This window comes from Lactiplantibacillus sp. YT640 (assembly GCF_049745435.1).
Lineage (GTDB): Bacteria > Bacillota > Bacilli > Lactobacillales > Lactobacillaceae > Lactiplantibacillus > Lactiplantibacillus plantarum.
Window position 1 is genome coordinate 22,312 of record NZ_JBMNVY010000002.1, and the last position, 22,553, is coordinate 44,864.

Consider the following 22,553-nt stretch of genomic DNA (forward strand, 5'->3'; position numbering starts at 1 on the left):
GGCACGACGGTTGTCTTAATGGCGACTTTTACTTGAGACATGTAAAGCTTAATCAAGCTTTAATAGCGGCAAAACGGATGAAGGAGGACGAATATTTTGGCTGATTCAGATTTATCGAACAATCGTATTTCGGATGTGAACCTTTCGAAGACCATGCGAACGTCATTCTTAAGCTATGCCATGAGTGTTATCGTGGCACGGGCACTGCCGGACGTACGTGATGGGTTAAAGCCAGTGCACCGGCGGATTCTTTACGGTATGAGTGAATTAGGTGTGACGCCGGATAAGCCGTATAAGAAGTCGGCCCGGATTGTTGGGGATGTTATGGGGAAGTATCATCCCCATGGTGACTCCGCAATTTATGAGTCAATGGTGCGGATGGCCCAAGACTTTAGCTATCGCTACATGTTAGTGGATGGTCACGGGAACTTCGGTTCTGTCGATGGTGACGGGGCTGCCGCGATGCGGTATACCGAAGCCCGGATGAGTAAGATTGCGGTTGAAATGCTCCGCGATATTAACAAGGATACCGTTGATTGGCAACCAAACTATGATGATACAGAACGGGAACCAGCAGTCTTACCAGCACGTTTCCCGAACTTACTCGTTAACGGTGCCACTGGGATTGCTGTTGGGATGACAACAAACATTCCGCCACATAACTTAGCGGAAGTCATTTCAGCAATCCACCTGTTGATGGATAATCCTGATGCAACAGTTGCTGACTTGATGGAAGTCTTACCTGGACCAGATTTTCCAACTGGCGGGATCGTAATGGGAAAGTCCGGTATTCGTAAGGCTTACCAGACTGGTCGTGGGAACATTATTGTTCGTGCGAAGGTCGATATTCAAGACCAAAAGAATGGTAAGCAACGAATTATCGTGACCGAATTACCATATATGGTCAATAAAGCTAAATTGATCGAACGGATTGCTGGTTTAGCTCGAGACAAGGAAATTGAAGGTATCACTGATATCAATGATGAAAGTGACCGTGAAGGGATGCGGATCGTCATTGATGTTCGGCGGGATGCCAGCGCCTCGGTTATCTTGAATAACCTTTACAAGATGACATTGATGCAGACTAACTTTGGCTTTAACATGTTAGCCATCGTTAAGGGTGCTCCAAAAGTCTTAAGCTTAAAGCAAATCTTAATCTATTACCTGGAACACCAGGAAGACGTGATTCGGCGTCGGACTGAGTTTGACTTGAAGAAAGCCCAAGCACGGGCCCATATTCTTGAAGGCTTACGGATTGCCCTTGATCATATTGATGAAATCATTGCGATTATTCGTCAATCACAAACGAGTGAAATTGCGAAGAACCAATTGATGGATAATTACGGCTTGTCTGATAAGCAGGCACAAGCCATTCTTGATATGCGGTTAGTCCGGTTAACTGGTTTGGAACGTGAAAAGATCGAGAGTGAATACCAGGACTTATTGAAAGCCATTGCTGACTACAAAGAAATCTTAGCTAGCAAGGATCGTATCAACCAAATTATTTACGAAGAATTAATGGAAATTCAACGTAAGTTTGGTGATAAGCGTCGGACCGAATTGATGGTCGGTGAAGTCCTCAGTATTGAAGATGAAGACTTGATCGAAGAAGAAGAAGTGGCTGTTACCTTAACTCACAATGGCTACATCAAACGGTTACCAACGACTGAATTTAAGTCGCAACACCGTGGTGGTCGTGGGATTCAAGGGATGGACGTCCATGATGATGACTTTATTGAACATCTCCTGACGACGTCGACCCATGATGTCCTACTCTTTTTCACTAATGCGGGTAAAGTTTACCGGATGAAGGCTTACGAGATTCCTGAATACGGTCGTACGGCCAAAGGAATCCCGGTCATCAATTTACTGGGAGTCAATTCTGGTGAAAAAATTCAGGCGGTCGTTAATGTCACGGGCGATGCGAGCGCTTCTGATAACTACCTGTTCTTTACAACCGTTAAAGGGGTTGTCAAACGGACACCAGTTCAAGAATTTGCCAATATCCGTAGCAATGGTTTGAAGGCCATTACGCTTAAGGATGATGATGAATTAATCGGGGTTACAATCACGGATGGTCACCAAAATGTAATCATCGGGACGCACGACGGTTATGCCGTCAGTTTCGACGAAACCACAGTGCGGTCCATGGGCCGGACGGCTTCTGGGGTTCGCGGGATTCGCTTACGCGATGATGACTTTGTGATTGGCTTTGACGTTTTGAAGCCCGACAGCAACGTCTTCATCATCACGGAAAAGGGTTATGGGAAACAAACGCCAGCTGCCGATTACCCAATTAAGGGGCGTGGTGGCAAAGGAATCAAGACCGCTAACGTGACTGAGAAGAATGGTCATTTAGCTGGTTTGACGACGGTTGATGGTCAAGAAGATATCATGGTAATGACGAACCAAGGGGTCATGATTCGCTTCAATATCGCAACCGTTTCTCAGACTGGTCGGGCAACCTTAGGTGTTCGTCTCATGCGGTTAGGCGATGATGGTCAAGTCGCAACGATGGCCAAGGTTGATCCAGAGCCAGAAGTTGATGAGACTGTCGCAACGGATGCAACGACTGAGGCACCAGTTGACGATCAAACCGTCAACGCCGATGCCACTACGACAGAACCAACAACTGATTCAAACGATTCAAACGAATAAATTGATAAAACAAGCGTGGTCGACAAGATTGTCGACCACGCTTGTTTTTTATGTGAGTCAAGAATTATTATGGCAACGGGTCGTGTGTGATTTACCGGTCATCGGTCCTATTCTGGCCTCCAAAGTCTTGTTTTGAACCGGTAGAAACAATCTTCCTGCGAAGAATAATTTGACTGCTGGAGGCTCATCACTTAGTCCTGCCATCTTCCAGTGATTGGCAGAAATGCCGATAAATTGGGAGAGGACAACATGAAGTAAGCAATTTTAGATTTACGCGGTCAAAACTGGCTTGTGCGATTGAGAGGATTACAGCAGTGCGTGTTATTCTGACGTCGACTTGGTTTAAATTAATGCTGTGTGGGTGTGGGGAAATGTAAGCGAAGGGGAGGATTTCAGAAAAAAGAAATATTTCCCGGGAAATAAAATGAAATATCGCTCAATTGACGTAATTGATTGGTGTAACGGATTCAGGATCTTTTTGTAACAGTCGGCCGCTTCAACCCTTGCAACAAACTGATTTAGATGCTATACTTTAAATTCGTGAGTATCTAGCATTAGCTAGATTACTTTCCTTGCTCTTCAAAAAGAAGGGCCTGAAGTCCATAAGGAGGTGCAAATTTCATGAGTGAATCAAAGAAATATGAAATTACTTACATCGTACGTCCCGACATCGACGATGCTGCCAAGACAGCCTTAGTTGATCGTTTCGACAAAATCTTAACTGATAACGGTGCGCGAGTAATTGATTCAAAAGACTGGTCAAAGCGTCGTTTCGCATACGAAATCGGTGGCTTTAACGAAGGTACTTACCATATCGTTAACTTAACAGCAACTGACGATGCTGCTTTAAACGAATTCGACCGTCTTTCAAAGATCAATGATGACATTTTACGTCACATGATCGTTAAACGCGAAGACTAATAGACAAAATTAATTTTAAGAGAGGAGCGCTTCTGCATGATTAACCGTACAATTCTTGTTGGCCGACTGACAAGAGATCCGGAATTACGTTACACGAATGGTGGTGCCGCCGTCGCGACGTTCACTATTGCCGTAAACCGTCAATTCACGAATCAAAATGGGGAACGTGAAGCAGATTTCATTAGTTGCGTCATTTGGCGTAAAGCTGCTGAAAATTTTGCGAACTTTACTCATAAAGGTTCACTTGTTGGTATCGATGGCCGGATTCAAACCCGGAACTACGAAAACCAACAAGGGGTACGTGTTTACGTTACAGAAGTTGTCGTTGAAAACTTCTCATTATTAGAATCACGGGCAGAGTCTGAACGTCATCAGTCTGCCAATGGTGGTAGTGGTAATAACAATTACAACAACAATAATAATGGGTATAGTAATCAAGGCCAAAATGCGGCTCCTCAACAATCATCAGCGAATAACAATAACCCATTTGGTAATGGTAATACTGGTAATGCTAGCAGTGCGGCACCATCAAGCAGTGCTAACAACAATAATCAGGCTGACCCATTCGCTAATAATGGCGATCAAATTGATATCTCGGATGATGATTTACCATTCTAGTCTAATTGCTTAGACAGATAACGAGGAGGGAAATATCAATGGCACAACAAAGAAGAGGTGGCCGTCGTCGTCGTAAAGTCGACTTCATCGCCGCAAACCATATCGAATACATCGATTATAAAGATACTGACTTATTACGTCGCTTTATTTCAGAACGTGGGAAGATTTTGCCACGTCGTGTAACGGGGACTAGTGCTAAGAACCAACGTTCTTTAACTATCGCCATCAAGCGTGCACGGATCATGGGCTTATTAGCCTTTGTATCTGAAGACTAATTTTTAGTCATTCAAAAACCACAGACTTCGGCTCTGTGGTTTTTATTTACCCTTAACTTGACTAGATAGGGTGGTGGCCGTTCAATGAAGCGTTTACGGTGATTGACACGAAACGCTGAAGCGGACGGTGGTTTGTGATAAAATATAGTCATTACTGAGAAGGCTTGAGGGATTTTTAATATGAAAAAGATCTTTTCGCGTGAAAAAATTCCATTTTTCCTACAAAATCAGCAGTTACGACTCTTAGCGTTGGTTATTTTTAGCTTGTCGTTAATTATGCTCGTCACTGGTTATTTAATGAACTGGATTTTTGGGACCGTTGTCCTCATCTTGATTGTGATGGCTGTGGTGATATCTTATAATACGTTGATTGAGCTCAGTTCGAGTGCAAATGAATATATCTCAGACTTGTCGTATCGTATTAAGCGCGGCGAACAAGAGGCACTGATTCAGATGCCTATCGGAGTAATGATTTTTAATTCCGACCAGACCATCGAATGGATCAATCCTTATCTTCAGCGCTATTTCGGTGATAAGGACGTCTTAGGATACCGCTTGGAAGATATTGAGCCAACACTGGCAGCGACGCTGAACGCTCATCTGGACGAGCCCGCGACGATTCGTTGGCAAGACTACCAGTTTGATGTACGTGTCCAGCAGAGCACTAATACGGTCTATATGATGGATGTGACCAAGTATGCTGAGCTGACGGATCAATTCGAAGATGAAAAACTCGTGATTGGACAAATCTTTTTGGATAATTACGATGAAATCACCCAGTCGATGACTGATACGGATATTTCCAACCTGAACAATTACGTGACCAATGAATTGTCTAAGTGGACCCAGATGTTTGGGATGTACCTGAAGCGCTTGGATGATGATCACTTCTTCTTGTTGGGCTATGCTAGTAGTTTACGACGTGTTGAAGAGAATAAGTTTCGCATTTTAGATCGAATTCGGGAGTCGACTTCTAAGCAAAATTTCCCACTAACATTGAGTATTGGGATTGCTTATGGTGAACGGAACATGAACAATTTGGCCGATTTAGCGCAGAGTAACATGGACCTTGCCTTGGGGCGGGGTGGTGACCAAGTTGTGGTGAAGTCTGAGGACGAACCTGCTCGTTTCTACGGTGGTAAAACCAACCCGATGGAAAAACGGACGCGGGTACGGGCCCGGATGATCAGTCAGACGTTACAAGAGTTAATGAATCAATCTGACCAGATCTTTGTTCAGGGGCACCGCCAACCAGATATGGATGCCGTTGGGGCCTGTCTCGGGATTCGCCGAATTGCTGAAATGAATGGTAAACAGTGTTGGATCGTCTTGGATGAGCAAAATGTGCATTCAGACATTCAGCGTTTACTGGACCAGTTGAAGTCTGATGAGAACATCGAGTCAGCGATTATCTCGCCGGAAGAAGCACTTGAGAAGGCCACTGACCAAAGTTTATTGATTATGGCTGACCATTCTAAGCCAAGTATTTCAATGTCACAGGCCCTTTATGAGCGGCTCGAAAATCGCGTTATGATTATTGATCATCATCGACGGGGCGAAGAATTTCCAGAAAACCCAGTTTTGGTTTATATTGAACCGTATGCTTCGTCGACTTGTGAGCTGATTACCGAGATGTTTGAATATCAATCGCACGATGCCGAACCAATCAATAAGATTGAGGCGACCGCAATGTTGACCGGAATCGTTATCGATACGAAGTCATTTTCATTACGATCAGGATCGCGGACGTTTGATGCTGCTAGTTATCTACGATCAGCCGGTGCGGACTCGTTACTCGTTCAACAATTTATGAAGGAGAACGTTGATAGTTATCTACAACGCAATCATCTGATTGAAACCGTTGAATTTGTTAATCAGGATATGGCATTATGTGTTGGTGAAGATGATCAGGTCTATGACCCAGTAACGGCGGCTCAAGCTGCTGATTCACTATTATCTATGTCTGGTGTCGACGCATCATTCGTGATTACACGTCGTGAAGATGGACGGGTCGGAATTTCGGCACGATCACTTGGCGAGATCAACGTACAAGTTTATATGGAAAAATTGGGTGGTGGCGGTCATTTATCGAATGCTGCAACCCAGATTGAAGGGCAGTCAGTTGAAGCCGTCAAACAATCGTTGATTGATTTGTTAACGGCAACTGATGAGCCGACCACAGAATCTAATTAGGAGTGAGTCTAAATGCAAGTTATTTTTTTGAATGATGTCCGTGGTAAGGGCAAGCGGGGCCAAATCAAGAATGTCCCGGATGGTTACGCACAGAACTTTTTAATTAAAAAGGGATTGGCCAAGGAAGCCACTAAAGCGGCAATCAATACGTTGAAGGCTGAACAGAAGTCTGAAGCAGCACGTGCCGCTGAGGAATTAGCCGAAGCTAAGCAAGTCAAGACAGTTTTGGAAGCTGATGAAACGGTTGTTGAATTGAAGGCCAAAGCTGGTACTGATGGTCGGTTGTTTGGGTCAATTCCTAGCAAACAAATTGCAACGGCGTTAGCTGACCAATACCAAGTTAAGCTTGATAAACGTAAGATCGAATTACCAGAACCAATTCGGGTATTAGGTTACACAAACGTGCCTGTTAAGTTACATCCAGAAGTAACGGCGAAAATTCGCGTGCACGTTGTCGAAAAGTAAAAGGACGGATCACAAATGAACAACGATGTGCTGGATCAAACCCCACCACAAAATATTGAAGCTGAAAAGGCAGTCTTGGGGGCTATTTTCTTAAACAGTGATGCCCTCGTGGAAGCGATGGAGTTTGTCGAAGCGCAAGATTTCTATCGGCGCGCACATCAGATCATTTTTGCCAGCATGGTGACTTTAAATGACCGTGACGAGGCTATTGATGCGGTGACCGTTAGTGATTTATTAACGGCCCAAAATCAATTGGATGATGTTGGTGGGATGAGTTACATTGCTGAATTAGCTGGGTCCGTACCGACTGCGGCTAACGCTGGCTACTATGCTAAGATTGTGGCGCAAAAGGCGACGGTGCGGCGGTTGATCAAGACGGCCACGGAGATTACGCAAAAGGCCTATACGGAAAATGATGACGTGACCACGTTATTAGATGACGCGGAACGCGACATTATGAACGTGTCTGAACAGCGTAATCAGAGTGGGTTTAAGTCGATTTCAGATGTGTTGAACGCGTCGATTGAAGAAATTGACCGCTTGTATCAAAATGATGATGACATTACCGGTTTACCGACTGGTTTTGCGGAGCTGGATAAAATGACCGCCGGCTTACAACCGGATAATCTGATTATTTTGGCTGCCCGGCCAGCCGTTGGTAAGACAGCCTTTGTCCTGAATATTGCCCAAAATGTGGCGACTAAAACGGATACGACAGTGGCCATTTTCAGTTTGGAAATGGGTGCCGAATCCTTAGTCAACCGGATGCTGTGTGCAGAAGGTAGTATTGACGCTGGGCATTTACGGACGGGGCAACTGAACGAAGAAGAGTGGGAACACTTGGTGGTTGCCATGGGGAGTTTGTCTAAAGCTAGTATTTTTATTGACGATACCCCCGGAATCAAGATGTCAGAAATCCGGGCCAAAAGTCGCCGCTTAGCGAAAGAGCAAGGTAACCTCGGCTTGATTGTGGTCGATTATTTGCAACTGATCGAAGGTAGTAACACAGAAAGTCGGCAACAGGAAGTTTCCGAAATTTCGCGGCAAATGAAGAAACTGGCTAAGGAACTAGGTGTTCCAGTCATTGCCTTATCACAGCTATCTCGTGGTGTTGAACAGCGTCAAGATAAGCGGCCAGTGCTTTCCGATATTCGTGAATCGGGTTCAATTGAACAAGATGCTGACATCGTTGCCTTCCTATACCGGGAAGATTATTATGATCGCGAAGGCGGCGACGATGATGATGGCGGTAATTTTGGTGGCGGTGGTGACTTTAATGGCGGCGATCCGCGGGACGAAGATGCTTCTGAGGATGTTGGTGAAGTTGAAGTGATTATCGAAAAGAACCGTGCTGGGGCGCGGGGAACGGTCAAACTATTATTTGTGAAACCATTTAATAAGTTCTCCTCAGTCTCTTATGCGCAGGATCCCCAAGCTTAATTGCAGTCGATCAATAAATTTGTTATCAAATTCCTCTTAAACTAATTAAGAGGAATTTTTTGTTTATCACGTGCCGAGGCTACTTGTTTTCCGCCAATTGGTTGGGCTGATGCACCAATTTGGCCGTGATAATAATGAGTTAGTGAGATAAATGTCCCTGTTATTTTAAATAAACTTTGCTATGATGAAAAGTAGACAGATTTAATAATGGTGGTGATGGCGTGGCACAAAAGCAACTCATTAAAACGCCGTGGCTAATTGCCGGGCAGTTTATGAATAACATTGGTATGAGTTTCATTTGGCCGTTAACGACGATCTACATGCACAATGTGTTAGGTAAGTCGTTGACGGAGACTGGAATTGTCCTGATGCTCAATTCAGTTGCCAACGTTTTGGCAAGTACGATTGGTGGGCGTATATTTGATCGAGGTAATCCTTATCACCTGTTACTGATGGGAATCACGTTGAATGGCCTCGCGAACTTTGCTCTGATCTTTTTTCATGGATGGCCGTGGTATCCGATGTTGTTAGTCGTGACCGGGTTTGCTAGTGGCTGGCTAAATACGATGTTTAATGCTTTGGCTGCCAGTGTCCCCCGCGATAAAGTGCGGCGAACGTTTACGTTGATGTATCTCGCTGCCAATCTCGGAGTTGTCTTCGGCACGATGCTGGTTGGTATCGTGTATAGCATGGGGATGGCCTTGCTATTCTCGATGACCACGAGCCTCTTCGTGATTTTCTTGATTATTGCATTATTTGAATACAATGTGGATTCGTCGAACGTGACCGGGGTTGATCCGCGCCAAGGACAAGATGTGCACTTGCCACGGGCCAATTTTCACATTGTCTGGACCTTCTTTATTAGTTTATTCATTATCTGGTTGCTATACGAACAGTGGGTCAGCAATTTATCCGTCTACATGACGAATTTGGGGATGCCGCTGCGGAATTACAGTTTTCTATGGACAATCAACGCGGGCTTACTAGTCCTTATTCAGAGTATTTTAAGTTTGCTGGGGAATCGGATTAAAAATTTATATAATCAATTTTTCTTCGGCATGCTATTCGTGGGCTTATCATTTCTATCACTTGTGATTGCGCATGATTACCCACACTTTATCTTTGCCATGATTTTATTGACGATTGGTGAAGCAACTTGGTCACCAGCCATGCCAACACTAGTGAGTCAGTTATCACCAGTTAGTGCTAAGGGGCGTTACCAAGGACTAGTACAAGCCTTTTGTGCGTTAGGGCGCTCGCTAGGGCCGTTATTTGGTGGTGTGATTATCGATAATTGGTCTTATAAGGTGCTGTTTTTGTTGGCATTTGTGGTTTTATTGATCGTGTTGGCAGTTAATATCGGTGTCGTTCACTTTAATTTACGCAAGGCCGTTAATTATATGAAGACGGACGTTCAGACCGATGTTTCACGTGAAACAAAATAATTAGAGAAGTTGGTGGCAGTAGTGAAAGTGATACGAAAACTAAAGGCTAAACGAGTCGTGATTAAAGTCGGGACAAGCACGCTAGTTTATCCAGATGGATCGATCAACTTACGGGCAATCGATCAATTAGCCTTTGTTATTAGCGCAATGCGACACCGTGGGCGTGAAGTTGTCTTGGTTTCGTCAGGGGCTATTGGTGTTGGCTTGAATTATATGGGACTCAAGCAACGTCCAAAAGCAATTCCTGAACAACAGGCGATTGCGGCGATTGGGCAAACTGAATTGATTTCGATTTACAAAGAACGTTTCGCCATTTATGAACAAAAAATTGGCCAGTTGTTATTAACACGTGATATCTTTGTTTATCCTAAGAGTCACCATAATGTGTTGAATACATTTGAGGCGCTATTAAAACAAAACGTGGTCCCAATTGTTAATGAAAATGATACGGTCGCGGTCGATGAATTGGATCATGAAACAAAGTTCGGTGATAACGATCAACTATCCGCAATCGTGGCCACGAATATCGGGGCGGATTTGTTAATCATGCTATCCGACATCGATGGCTTTTATGATGGTAATCCCAATGCGGATGCCCGAGCCCAGTTATTAGGGCACATTGAGAAGGTTGATCAACATACTTATAAGCTAGCTGGCGGTAGTGGCAGTCGGTTTGGTACTGGTGGGATGGTCACTAAGCTAAAAGCGGCAGAACGGATGATCGATGCGAATGGTCAAATGATTTTAGCCAATGGTGCGGATCCCACAATTATTTTTCAAATTTTAGCAGGCGAACCAGTCGGAACGCTATTCGGTTAAGTTGGGGAGGTTATCAAAATGGTAGATTTAGAACAGTTGGGTCAGCAGGCTCAACAAGCTAGCTATACGCTGGGGTTACTTTCAACGGCGCAAAAAAATCAAGTGTTGACCGCAATGGCAACGGCGTTAACGAGCCATCAAGATGAGATATTGGCAGCTAATGCGCAGGATTTAGAGAACCCGCAAGTACCAGTTAAGTTTGTTGACCGGCTCCGGCTAACAGCAGACCGCATCCAGGATATGGCGACCGGACTCAAACAGGTCGTGAGTTTGCCAGATCCAATTGGAAATGTGGACCGCGCGTGGCGCAACGAGGCCGGGTTGATGATTGCCAAGGAACGGGTACCACTAGGTGTTATCGGCATGATTTTTGAAGCGCGCCCCAATGTGACGGTGGATGCATCAGCACTGTGTTTTAAAACCGGAAACGCTGTAATCTTACGTGGTGGTAAGGAAGCCCTTCACTCTAATCAAGCACTTGTCCAAGTCTTACGTGGTGCATTACGGGCCGAAGCGGTCGATGAGAATGCGATTCAACTGATTACGGATACGTCGCATGCGACTGCGGCTAAGTTCATGCAGCTCACTGATTACGTGGATGTCTTAATTCCACGCGGGAGCGCCCGTTTGATTCAAACGGTGTTGGCTAAAGCAACGGTACCCGTTATTGAAACAGGAGCCGGTAATTGTCACGTATATGTGGACAAAGACGCGCAATTGCAAATGGCAACCGATATCGTGATCAATGGGAAAGTTCAGCGACCATCGGTTTGCAACGCCACTGAAAAGCTTCTAATTCATCGTGAGGTTGCGGCCGATTATTTACCTAGCATGATTCAGGCACTTCGTGAACAAGGCGTAGAAGTACGCGGGGATGCCGCAACTCAAGCCATTGTTCCTGATGTGGTTCCAGCAACGGATGCGGACTGGGGAACGGAATATAATGATTTAATTATTGCAGTGAAAGTTGTTGATTCAGAAGCAGCAGCCATTACGCACATCAATCGTTACAATACCCAACATTCCGAAGCTATTGTGACGGATAATTATCAAGCTGGGAAGCTCTTCCAGCAACGGGTCAACGCAGCGTGTGTTTATATCAATGCTTCCACCCGGTTTACGGATGGCTTTGAATTTGGGTTTGGCGCTGAAATCGGGATTTCAACGCAGAAGTTACATGCTCGCGGTCCGATGGGATTAGCGGAATTAACATCTTATAAATATGTCATTGATGGCAATGGTCAGATTCGCCATTGATGAGCAAGTATCGTTATTAGTCATTATATCGGCTAATAGCGATTTTTTTATTGCCGATTGGGGGGACAAGTGTTTATCCGATTTTTGACTTCTTGATTTGATAACCCAACATAGCCGGTCTAGTTTTAAGCTCGCGTACCATACGTTTGGTTCAAAAGCAGCAAGCTGGTTTCGGCCTGAATAGTGAAGGCACAATACCATGGTGACTTAGAATGTTGAGTGAAACTTTTAGTTGACAGATGTAAACTTAAAAGCTAATCTTATCTTAATTAGTTTTTAATCTAAGGGGAGGAATCATGATGATGAACGCAGGATTGCAAAACGTTATTGTAGTCGTGAAAACCGGTAATTACCGGTTTACCACGGATAACGGAGGCTTACCGTTGATGTGTTGTTGTCGGCGCCAATCGAAGTATCGTTGCCAGTAACCGACATCATCGTTAAGTTAGGAGTCATCATTCATGAAAAAAAGAATATGGATCAGCAGTATTGGTATTGTAGCCCTAGGATTAGTCTTAACTGGCTGCGGTAGCCAGCAGAGTAGTCAGCAGAAGACGTTGAACGTAACGGCGACCCAGTCGATTGCGACCGCTGATCCTAATAAGGCCGACGATATCGCTAGTCAGGCCGCTATTGCTCAGTTTATGGAAGGCTTGTATACAACTAATCAAAAGGGGAAAGTCGTGCCGGCAATTGCCAAGAAAGTCGTCAAACCGACTAATAATGGGAAGACTTATACCTTTAATTTGCGGCACAATGCCAAGTGGTCGAATGGAAAAAAGGTCACGGCCGCTGACTTTGTTTATTCCGTGCAACGCCAGGTCGATCCGAATACCAAGTCACAGGAAGTCGGACACGTTGCTGAAATCAAGAATGCAACAGCAATCACGGCTGGTAAGAAGGCGGTGAAGACCTTAGGCGTTAAAGCGTTGGGTAAGTATAAGTTACAAATTACATTGCAACAGCGCGTGCCGTATTTTAATTATCGGCTAGCCACAGAGATCTATCCGTTAAACAAACAATTTACTGAGAAATACGGGAATAAGTATGGGACATCGGCACAGCGAACGCTCTCTAATGGTCCCTATGTCTTGAAGAGTTGGAATGGGACGAATGACACGTGGAAATATGTGAAGAACCCGTATTATTATGACCGTAAACAGGTCCGAATCAAGAATATTAAGGTGCAGACGGTCAAAAATAACAGTACGGCCGAGAACCTCTTCCAAAGCAATGAGGTCCAAGTCACCCAGATTACGGGCACCCAAGTATCGGCAGCTGAGCAAGGGTCACTAAAAAGTCAGATGAAGGTTACGAAGTTAAATCAACTCTACTTCATGTTGTGGAACCAGAAGCGCTCAGCATTGCAGAATACTGACTTGCGGCGTGCTGTGAGTTACGCTTTGAATCGCCAGTCATTGGTTAAGAACGTTCTCAAAGACGGCTCAGTAGCGGCGACGTCATTAGTTCCTGCTGGCAATACCAAGAACCCGACAACAGGGAAAGATTTTAATACGGATACCGGAAATTTGTATCCATACAGTCCAGCAAAGGCTAAACAGTATTGGCAGAAGGCTCAGGCGAGCTTAGGAAAGCAAAAGTTAACACTGCAATTATTGACGAACGATAATGATATTAATAAGTCGGTGGCAGAATATATTCAAGCTGCAATTGAGAAAAATCTTAGTGGTGTCACGGTCAATGTCAAGTCAGTACCACTGACAAATGAGATTTCAACTTTAAGCAAGGGTGATTTTGACTTTGCCACGTTGTCGTGGTCGAGTGATTTCCAAGATCCAGTTGATTTCTTGAATAAGGCTTCGATAACTAATTCTGTCAACTTTGGGAAGTTTAACAATGCGAAATATGAGCAATTAATCTCGACGATTACGGCCGATAAGCAGTCAACTAAGGCCCGATATCAGACGATGCAGCAAGCGGCTAAGCTAGTCGCTCAGCAACAGGGGGTCACACCGATTTATCAAACTGCTGCTGCTCACTTGATCAGTAACAAGGTTGGTGGGGTTCACTTCACATTGTTGCGAGACGCCCTTTATCGCTATGCCTACTGGAAGTAATCAGTCAGATAAATATTATTAATTTGATAGAAATGTAATTGAATAAATCAACTAGCCCGAAAAAACGCGTTTTTTCGGGCTTTTTTTGATGTTTTGGCAAACGGCGCAATAAAACGGATAACCACGGGCTTAACTGTGAATAGTTGTCCTGAATCAGTTTGCAGCGGTCTGGGTGGCTAGTCATAATAATCGTTATCTTTTAGGGGTTTGTGCCCTGTTTGATCACTAAGTAAGGCGACCTTATCAAGGATAGGCAAACACCCTGTCACCTTCTTATAATAAGATTAATTTTATAATCTGCTCAGTTAATCACATAGGGGGTGTGATGCTTTGGTTAAACAAACTACGGAAATGAATGATGCAAGTTACTTATTTAATACCGGCGCAGGATTTAATAGTCAGGATTACTTAGGCTGTCATTTGGGCGCATCTGGTCGGGCGGTATTTCGCGTCTGGGCGCCGCATGCTAAGGCTGCCGGGCTTGTTGGCGATTTTAATGACTGGCAACCAAGCGCACTAAAGTTATTAGGGGCGACGGGGATTTGGCAAGGACAAGTTCCGAACGTTCATGCGGGTCAGTTATACAAGTTTCAGATCACAACACCAACTGGCCAAGTGCAACTAAAGATTGACCCGTTTGCACAACAGTTCGAACGAAAACCGGGGGATGCGGCCGTAGTTGTTGAGCCGATGACGATGCGTTGGCACGATAGTTTGTGGCTAGCTCGCCGGAAGAAGTCGCGCGCTGCCAATCGGCCAATTAACATTTATGAGGTGCACTTAGGTTCGTGGCGCCGTCATCTTGATGGTAGCTACTACACTTATGCGGAATTAGCCGCTGAACTGATTCCCTATGTAAAACAACGGGGCTATACCCACATTGAATTAATGCCCGTGATGGAACATTTGTTAGATGCGTCTTGGGGTTATCAGCAATTAGGGTATTTTGCGCCAACCAGTCGTTTTGGCAAGCGTGACAGTTTTCTCAGCTTTGTTGACCAGTGTCACCAAGCGAATATCGGGGTATTCGTTGATTGGGTACCGGGTCACTTTATTCGCAATTATGATGCGTTGTACCAGTATGATGGTACGCCGACATTTGAATACGCTGATCCTGAGCGCGCGAATAACCGTCGTTGGGGGGCATGGAATTTTGATCTCGGTAAAACACAGGTTCAGAGTTTTCTGATTTCAAGCGCCGAATATTGGCTCGACCAGTGTCATCTAGATGGCTTGCGAGTGGATGCTGTCTCTAACATGTTGTATTGCGACTATGATGAAGGGCGCGAAGGGCAGGTTAATCAGTATGGGGATAATCGTAATTTAGAAGGCATCGCCTTTTTACAAAAGTTGAACACCACGGTCTTAACCCACCATCCCGATATCTTGATGATTGCGGAAGAGTCGTCCGCCTATCCGCAGGTTACGGGTTCGGTGGCCAATGGCGGATTGGGATTTAACTATAAGTGGAACATGGGGTGGATGCACGATACCCTGGATTTCTTCATGATGGATCCGTTATATCGGCACGACCACTTTAATCTACTGACATTTGCATTCGTGTACATGTTCGATGAACGGTTTATTCTACCGTTTTCACATGATGAAGTCGTGCACGGCAAGAAATCATTAATGCATAAAATGCCGGGGGACCGCTATAATCAGTTTGCAAATTTGCGGACGATGCTAACTTGTATGGCTGCCTTCCCAGGAAAACAACTGAATTTTATGGGCTCAGAGTGGGGGCAGTTCCTAGAGTGGCGGGACTGGAGTGCGTTGGAATGGGTCGACTTAAAGGATGATCTCAACCATCGGATGCAACAGTTCACAACGCAACTGAACGCGGTCTATCGGCACAATCGGCCGTTGTGGGAACAGGACCATGATCCTGCGGGGATTATTTATACACATACCGATGATCCTGACAGTTCGACCATGGGGTTTATCCGGCAGGCCAAACGGAAATACAGTTTTGTGGTCGCTGCTTTCAATTTTGTTCCTGTTGAACGTCAAGATTACCGGATCGGCGTACCGTATCGTGGCCGTTATGAGTTGTTACTCAATACTGAAGCGCAGGCTTTTGGCGGCACGTGGACAAAGCTAGAAACAACGTTTACGGCGGTCGATAAGCCGTATCGGGGGCAACCAGCTAGTTTTACCGTGACCTTGCCGGCGATGGGTGCATTGTTGATTCGACCAGTTAAAGTGATAGGAGGAGTTAAGCATGCAAGATGAAATGTTAGGGATTATTTTAGCGGGCGGTCAGGGCACCCGGCTTGGTAAGTTGACGAAGGATACGGCTAAGCCCGCCGTGCCATTCGGCGGTCGTTATCGAATTATTGATTTTACACTCAGCAACTGTGCTAACTCGGGTGTGAATACCGTTGGGGTTATCACGCAATATCAACCCCTAGAACTGAATGCACATATTGGTAGCGGTGCGAGCTGGGGCTTTGATAGCTTAAATGGTGGGGTGACGGTTTTACAACCATACTCGTCTAGTGAAGGTGAGAAGTTCTTTCAAGGGACGGCGCACGCCATTTATCAAAATATCGAATATATTGATCAACAAGACCCCAAGTACCTGCTCGTCTTATCTGGCGATCATATTTATAAGATGGATTATGACGCTATGCTGAAATATCATCAGGAGAAGAAGGCTTCGTTGACCGTTGGGGTGATCCACGTGACTAACGAAGAAGCCAAACGCTTTGGCATGATGAATACGGATGCGACGGATCGAATCATTGAGTTTGAGGAAAAACCGGAACATCCTAAGAGTGATAAAGCCTCGATGGGTATTTATATCTTCAATTGGCCGACTTTGCGGGATTACTTAGTTAAGAGTTATGCTACCGATAAGTCACTTGAAGACTTTGGTAAAAATGTCATTCCATCATACTTAGCCAATAATGAATCCGTTTACGCTTATGCTTTTAAGGGTTACTGGCGAGATGTTGGAACGATTAAGAGTCTGTGGCAAGCCAATATGGAATTCCTATCGCCCCATAACCGGTTAAATATCGGCGATCGTTACTGGCGGATTTACTCTAAAGCAGAGGTGCTACCACCGATGTTTTTGACGGAAACGAGCCAGGTTAATAATGCCATGGTCGTTGATAGTTGTTACGTTGCGGGCGAAATTGATCATTCAATCTTATCGCAACGCGTGTCAGTTGGGATGGGTAGTCGCGTGGTTGACAGTATGATTATGCCCGGTGCAACGATTGGAAAAAATGTGGTGATTGACCACGCATTGATTGGCGAAGATGCATTGATTGGTGATGATGCCCAGATTATTGGTACGACTGATAAGATTGCAGTTGTTGGGTATCACGAAACGATGGGGGTGGAACAACCATGAGACGTGAACAAGTGAGTGCCATTATTAATTTACTGGAACCAAGTGACGCGTTACAACCATTGACTGCAGTTCGGCCAGTTGGAATGTTACCCTTTGGTGGTCGTTATCGGTTGGTTGATTTTCAATTATCGAGTGTCATCAATGCGGGGATTCAAAATGTGATGGTGACGGTCCCGCGGTCAGGGCGTTCCGTGGCTGATCATTTGCGTAGCGGGCGTGACTGGAGCCTGAACACAATTCGCGGCGGCCTATTCTTGTCCCCATACAATGACTTGAAATTAGTGGCACCAGAAAAGAAGGCCGCATTACTGCACCATTACTATGATAATTCGATTCAGTTTCTGAAATGCAGCCAGAGTGAGTACTCGGTAGTGATGAGTACTCGCAATGTTGGTAATATTGATTTAAAGGCGCTACTACGGTATCACGAGGAACGTAACAGTCCCGTGACGGCGGTTTATAAGCGCGTTGATCCAGCTAGTTTGATTCCCGAAAATACAATCTTACAATTGACTGCTAAGGGAGAAGCAACGGCGGTCGTTCCGATGAGCAAGGCCAAGATTAGCCCGAAGACGAAACAAGTTGCCAAGAGCATGGCTATTTACTTGATGAGTACGGTCGATTTAATCGAATTATTGCAGTCGGCCAATCAACGGGGTGACATGATCAGCCTAGAGGAATTGATGCGGCAAGCAGTCATCCAACATAACGCTAATGCTTTTGAATATACGGGCTTTCAGGCGAATATTCATGATATCAACAGCTACTTTGCGGCCAATATGGCCGTTTTGGATGAAGCTAATTTCCGAGCGTTATTCTACAGTTCGCGCCGTATTTACACCAAGGTCAAAAATGAAATCCCGACGTTCTTTGCGACTGGTTCACAGTGTCGTGATAGTTTATGTGGTACTGGGGGCTATATTGAAGGGCAACTTGACCACTCCGTCATCTTTCGGGATGTACTGATTAATCGTGATAGCCAAGTTAAAAATGCCATCATTATGCAGGGGGCCCGGATCGGTGCCGGTTGTAAGTTAGAAAACGTCATTATCGATAAAGACGCCGTAATCGGGCCCAACCTAGTGCTTAAAGGAACTTCAACGACACCGTTAGTCATCAGCAAAGGGCAGCACGTCTTTCAACAAGCGGAGGTGGCTGTGCATGACTAGGGTATTATTCGCGGCGGCAGAAGCGGCCCCTTTTTATAAGACTGGTGGCTTAGGCGATGTTAGTATGGCGTTACCGCGCGCCTTGCAAGCGGAAGGAATTGAGACGCGTGTAGTGATTCCGTATTACCCTCACCAGATGCCGACCGAATATCAGCAGCAGTTAGTGCCAGTGACGCATTTTACTGTTCAAGTGGGTGAACATGCGATGTATTGCGGTATTAAAACTCTGACAGTCGCGCACGTTCAGTATTATCTAATTGATAATTTAGATTATTTTGGCCGTGAAGGATTATATGGTTATTGGGATGATGGTGCACGCTTTGCCTTCTTTCAAATGGCCGTTTGTGAAATGATGGAGCGGATCGATTATATCCCTGATATTTTACAACTCAATGATTGGCATACAGCGTTTATTCCTGTCTTGCTAGCTGAAAAGTACTATTGGATCGAAGCGTATCGTGATATTAAAACGGTGCTGACGATTCATAACTTACAGTTTCAAGGTGTCTACGATCCGATTATTTTGGATAGTCTCTTTCGAATCGGAACTGAGACCTACACCGAAGCCGGCGTGGCGTTTTACGATCAAGTGAACTGGCTGAAGGGCGGTATTAACTTTGCAGATGCCGTTAATACGGTGTCACCGACCTACGCACAAGAGATTCAAACACCAGCTTTTGGGGAACGTCTCGACGGGGTACTGCGGGCCAATCGGTACAAACTGAGTGGGATTCTTAATGGCATTGATATGCAATTATACGATCCCGCAACCGACCTGGCACTAACGGCGAATTATTCGGCTAAGAATTTGAAACCTAAGCGTCAGAATAAACGTGCTTTACAGCGCCGATTAGGGTTGCCTGTCAAAAACGTGCCGGTATTGGCAGTCGTTTCTCGGTTAACGAAGCAAAAGGGTATCGACCTCTTGCTGGATGCATTGAATCCATTCTTGCAGCAACAAGATGTGCAACTCATTGTTTTGGGAACGGGTGACCCAGCATTGGAACGCGCGTTACGCACCTATCAGTCGGCGTATCCGCAAAAGGTGGTCGCCGCGATTCAATTTGATACGCAGCTAGCTCAGCAAATCTATGCGGCCAGTGATATCTTTCTTATGCCTTCTGCCTTTGAACCGTGTGGCTTGTCGCAGATGATGGCGATGCATTACGGGACGTTACCGATCGTGCACGCGGTCGGTGGGTTGCGGGACACGGTCATTCCGTACAATCGCTATACCGATCAGGGAACCGGCTTTAGCTTTGACGACTACCAGCCAGCGGTTCTACGTAAAATTATGGTTCTAGCCGTGACCTTATATCGGCAGCATCCACTGGTTTGGCGGCAGCTGCAGCACCAAGCAATGACTTGTGATTTTGGCTGGGAACATTCTGCACAGCAGTACCGTGCGACTTATCAGAAGCTAATGCGTTAGGTTTGATGGGGGTGTGAATTTGAAATTAACGTGTGCGCAATTTAAAAAGGACTTTCTAAGTGAAATTGAGACCTTGTATTCAACATCGCTGAGTGACACCTCGACGATTGGGCAATTTATTGCACTGGGACAGCTAGTTCGGTGCTATAACAGTCAGAGTTGGACACGAACAGCTAAATTTTACCGCGATCATCATCAGAAACAAGTCTATTATTTTTCCATCGAGTTCTTGCCGGGACGCTTACTCGCTTCTAATTTGTTGAATCTCAACTTATTGACGACGGTAAAAAAAGGGCTAACGGAATTAGGCTTAGACTTTGAGACAATCAGTCAGGCTGAACCTGATCCGGCGCTTGGTAACGGAGGATTAGGTCGGTTGGCAGCCTGTTATATGGACGCGATGGCTAGTTTGAAAATTGCCGGCAACGGTAACGGCATCCGCTATCGTTACGGCTTGTTCAAACAAGTTTTCATGGATGGCTATCAAGTAGAATTACCCGATGATTGGCTCCATCATGGCAACGTGTGGGAGACCCGGCGCGATAACAAGAGCTGCATTGTCCAGTTCGGCGGCAATGTGTGGTTACAACCGCAAGCGGATGGTAGTTTACAACCGCAATCTGAAAATACGGAAGACGTGCTAGCGGTTCCTTACGACGTTGGTATCGTCGGGTATCACAACGATATTACGAACACCTTGCGTTTGTGGTCCGCGGAGTTACCACCCAGTGCGACCTATTCTTCGCAGGATCAGCGTGATCGAATCAGTGAGATTACCAAGGTCTTGTATCCTGACGATTCTAACTCGGCCGGGCAACAACTGCGTTTACGCCAAGAATACTTTTTCTCTTCTGCGGGTGTTCAAAGTATCGTGCGTGATTTTTGTGCGACGCACCATGGCATCAAATTGTTAGGCAAAAAGGTCGCGATTCACATTAACGATACGCACCCGACGCTGGTGATCCCTGAGATGATGCGGCTATTAATGGATGAACATCACTGTTCATGGGAAGTCGCGTGGACGTTAACGACGCAAGTCATGAGTTACACGAACCATACGATTTTACAAGAGGCCCTCGAGACTTGGCCAATCGATATGTTTAAAAACCTGCTACCCCGGATCTATCAGATTATTGCGGAAATCGACCGGCGCTACCGGGAACAACAAACGCCGATTTTTGGCAAAGCGCTCGTTGATCAGACGGCGCCTTTAGGCAACGGACAAGTACGGATGGCCTACCTAGCTGTGATTGGGAGTCACAGTGTGAACGGTGTCGCGCCACTGCATACGGAATTACTGAAAACGGATGTGTTACGGGGCCTGTATCAAGTTTATCCGGAGCGGTTTAATAATAAGACGAATGGCATTGCAACCCGGCGGTGGGTTCAATTGGCGAACCAACCACTAGCGCAATTGATTGATCAGACGATTGGTTCGGACTGGCGGCGGCAACCAGATTTATTACAGACGCTACTGCCGTATCAACAAGATGATCACTTTTTGTACCAGTTAGGTCAAGTTAAACTGACTAACAAGCAAGCTTTAGCCGCGTACGTTCAGCGTACTATGGGGATCAAGATTCGCACCGACGCGATTTACGATGTTCAAATCAAACGGTTGCATGCTTATAAGCGGCAACTCCTACACGTCTTTGAAATCTTGCGCGAGTATTTTGCCATTAAGGATCATCCGCAACAGCCAGTCGTGTCGCGAGTACACATTTTCGGTGCCAAGGCGGCTCCTAGTTATCACTATGCCAAGGCGATTATCAAACTCATTAATGTCGTCGCTGACATGGTGAATCAGGACCCGGCGATTGGTGATCGGTTAAAGATCGTCTTTATTCCGAACTACGGGGTCTCCATTGCCGAACTGATCATTCCCGCCGCCGACGTTAGCGAGCAGATTTCAACGGCCTCCAAAGAAGCGTCGGGGACTAGTAACATGAAACTGATGGCCAACGGTGCATTATCATTGGCAACGTATGACGGCGCGAATATCGACATTATGCAAGCGGCGGGTGCTGAAAATGAATATCCGTTTGGGCTTAAGGTCAATGAAGTGTACGACTATTACCATCGCGGCAACTATCACGCCGCTGACTTTTACGATGCTGATCCTGAATTAAAACGGCTCTTAGATAGTTTGATTGATGGCACGATTCCGGGAATTCCAACGGTTGGTCGGGAAATCTATGATTCATTACTGCGGTATAATGATGAATTCTTTGTCTTAGCCGATTACCGGGCTTATGTCACCCAACAACAGCAGATCAGTCGTGATTTTCAAAATCAACCCACTTGGCAACAACGCTCGTTAGCCAACATTGCCGCTTCGGGACACTTTGCCGCGGACTTAGCAGTGGCGCGGTATGCTGACGATATTTGGCAAGTGCCCCACGAACGACTGAATTAAGAA

Annotated in this window: 16 protein-coding genes; all 16 read left to right on the top strand. The window is 45.5% G+C overall.

Annotation, left to right across the window (positions count from 1 at the left end; all coding sequences use genetic code 11):
• Positions 1 to 96: 96 nt before the first annotated feature.
• The 16 genes from gyrA (at position 97) to ACOV1R_RS01805 (ending at position 22,550) form a co-directional block, all read left to right on the top strand.
• Positions 97 to 2,658 carry a DNA gyrase subunit A gene (gyrA, locus tag ACOV1R_RS01730; protein ID WP_003641633.1) on the top strand — a complete coding sequence of 854 codons (2,562 nt, stop codon included), beginning with the start codon at positions 97 to 99 and terminating at the stop codon, positions 2,656 to 2,658.
• Positions 2,659 to 3,279: 621 nt separating this feature from the next.
• Complete coding sequence (gene rpsF / locus ACOV1R_RS01735) at positions 3,280 to 3,579, top strand: 30S ribosomal protein S6 (RefSeq protein WP_021357319.1); 300 nt, start codon at positions 3,280 to 3,282, stop codon at positions 3,577 to 3,579.
• A gap of 36 nt (positions 3,580 to 3,615) precedes the next feature.
• Positions 3,616 to 4,197 carry a single-stranded DNA-binding protein gene (gene ssb, locus ACOV1R_RS01740; RefSeq protein WP_003646183.1) on the top strand — a complete coding sequence of 194 codons (582 nt, stop codon included), beginning with the start codon at positions 3,616 to 3,618 and terminating at the stop codon, positions 4,195 to 4,197.
• A 38-nt stretch (positions 4,198 to 4,235) separates the two neighbouring features.
• A complete protein-coding gene (rpsR, locus tag ACOV1R_RS01745) occupies positions 4,236 to 4,472 on the top strand; it encodes a 30S ribosomal protein S18 (protein ID WP_003641635.1) in 237 nt (78 codons plus the stop codon).
• Positions 4,473 to 4,652: 180 nt separating this feature from the next.
• Complete coding sequence (locus tag ACOV1R_RS01750) at positions 4,653 to 6,665, top strand: DHH family phosphoesterase (RefSeq protein ID WP_003643610.1); 2,013 nt, start codon at positions 4,653 to 4,655, stop codon at positions 6,663 to 6,665.
• A 12-nt stretch (positions 6,666 to 6,677) separates the two neighbouring features.
• Positions 6,678 to 7,130: a 50S ribosomal protein L9 gene (gene rplI / locus ACOV1R_RS01755; RefSeq protein WP_003641637.1), complete on the top strand. Its 453-nt coding sequence runs from the start codon at positions 6,678 to 6,680 to the stop codon at positions 7,128 to 7,130.
• A 15-nt stretch (positions 7,131 to 7,145) separates the two neighbouring features.
• Positions 7,146 to 8,570 (top strand): replicative DNA helicase, encoded by a 1,425-nt coding sequence (gene dnaB / locus ACOV1R_RS01760; protein ID WP_003641638.1) that lies wholly within the window; start codon positions 7,146 to 7,148, stop codon positions 8,568 to 8,570.
• Between the two features lie 221 nt (positions 8,571 to 8,791).
• A complete protein-coding gene (locus ACOV1R_RS01765) occupies positions 8,792 to 10,015 on the top strand; it encodes an MDR family MFS transporter (RefSeq protein WP_003641639.1) in 1,224 nt (407 codons plus the stop codon).
• Between the two features lie 21 nt (positions 10,016 to 10,036).
• The gene (gene proB / locus ACOV1R_RS01770; protein WP_003643611.1) at positions 10,037 to 10,834 is read left to right on the top strand and encodes a glutamate 5-kinase; all 798 of its coding nucleotides are present in this window, start codon (positions 10,037 to 10,039) and stop codon (positions 10,832 to 10,834) included.
• Positions 10,835 to 10,852: 18 nt separating this feature from the next.
• Positions 10,853 to 12,091: a glutamate-5-semialdehyde dehydrogenase gene (locus ACOV1R_RS01775; protein ID WP_012778280.1), complete on the top strand. Its 1,239-nt coding sequence runs from the start codon at positions 10,853 to 10,855 to the stop codon at positions 12,089 to 12,091.
• 461 nt (positions 12,092 to 12,552) lie between these two features.
• Entirely contained in the window at positions 12,553 to 14,169 is a 1,617-nt protein-coding gene (locus ACOV1R_RS01780) for a peptide ABC transporter substrate-binding protein (RefSeq protein ID WP_003646181.1), read from the top strand.
• Positions 14,170 to 14,520: 351 nt separating this feature from the next.
• Entirely contained in the window at positions 14,521 to 16,404 is a 1,884-nt protein-coding gene (gene glgB, locus ACOV1R_RS01785) for a 1,4-alpha-glucan branching protein GlgB (RefSeq protein ID WP_225914157.1), read from the top strand.
• Positions 16,394 to 17,533, top strand: coding sequence for a glucose-1-phosphate adenylyltransferase (locus ACOV1R_RS01790; protein ID WP_015379601.1), 1,140 nt, complete (start codon positions 16,394 to 16,396; stop codon positions 17,531 to 17,533). Before glgB ends, ACOV1R_RS01790 begins: the two co-directional genes overlap by 11 nt.
• Positions 17,530 to 18,702 carry a glucose-1-phosphate adenylyltransferase subunit GlgD gene (gene glgD, locus ACOV1R_RS01795; protein WP_003641646.1) on the top strand — a complete coding sequence of 391 codons (1,173 nt, stop codon included), beginning with the start codon at positions 17,530 to 17,532 and terminating at the stop codon, positions 18,700 to 18,702. Before ACOV1R_RS01790 ends, glgD begins: the two co-directional genes overlap by 4 nt.
• Positions 18,695 to 20,134 carry a glycogen synthase GlgA gene (gene glgA / locus ACOV1R_RS01800; protein ID WP_021357480.1) on the top strand — a complete coding sequence of 480 codons (1,440 nt, stop codon included), beginning with the start codon at positions 18,695 to 18,697 and terminating at the stop codon, positions 20,132 to 20,134. Before glgD ends, glgA begins: the two co-directional genes overlap by 8 nt.
• Before the next feature lie 19 nt (positions 20,135 to 20,153).
• The gene (locus ACOV1R_RS01805) at positions 20,154 to 22,550 is read left to right on the top strand and encodes a glycogen/starch/alpha-glucan phosphorylase (RefSeq protein WP_021357481.1); all 2,397 of its coding nucleotides are present in this window, start codon (positions 20,154 to 20,156) and stop codon (positions 22,548 to 22,550) included.
• Positions 22,551 to 22,553 lie beyond the last annotated feature (3 nt).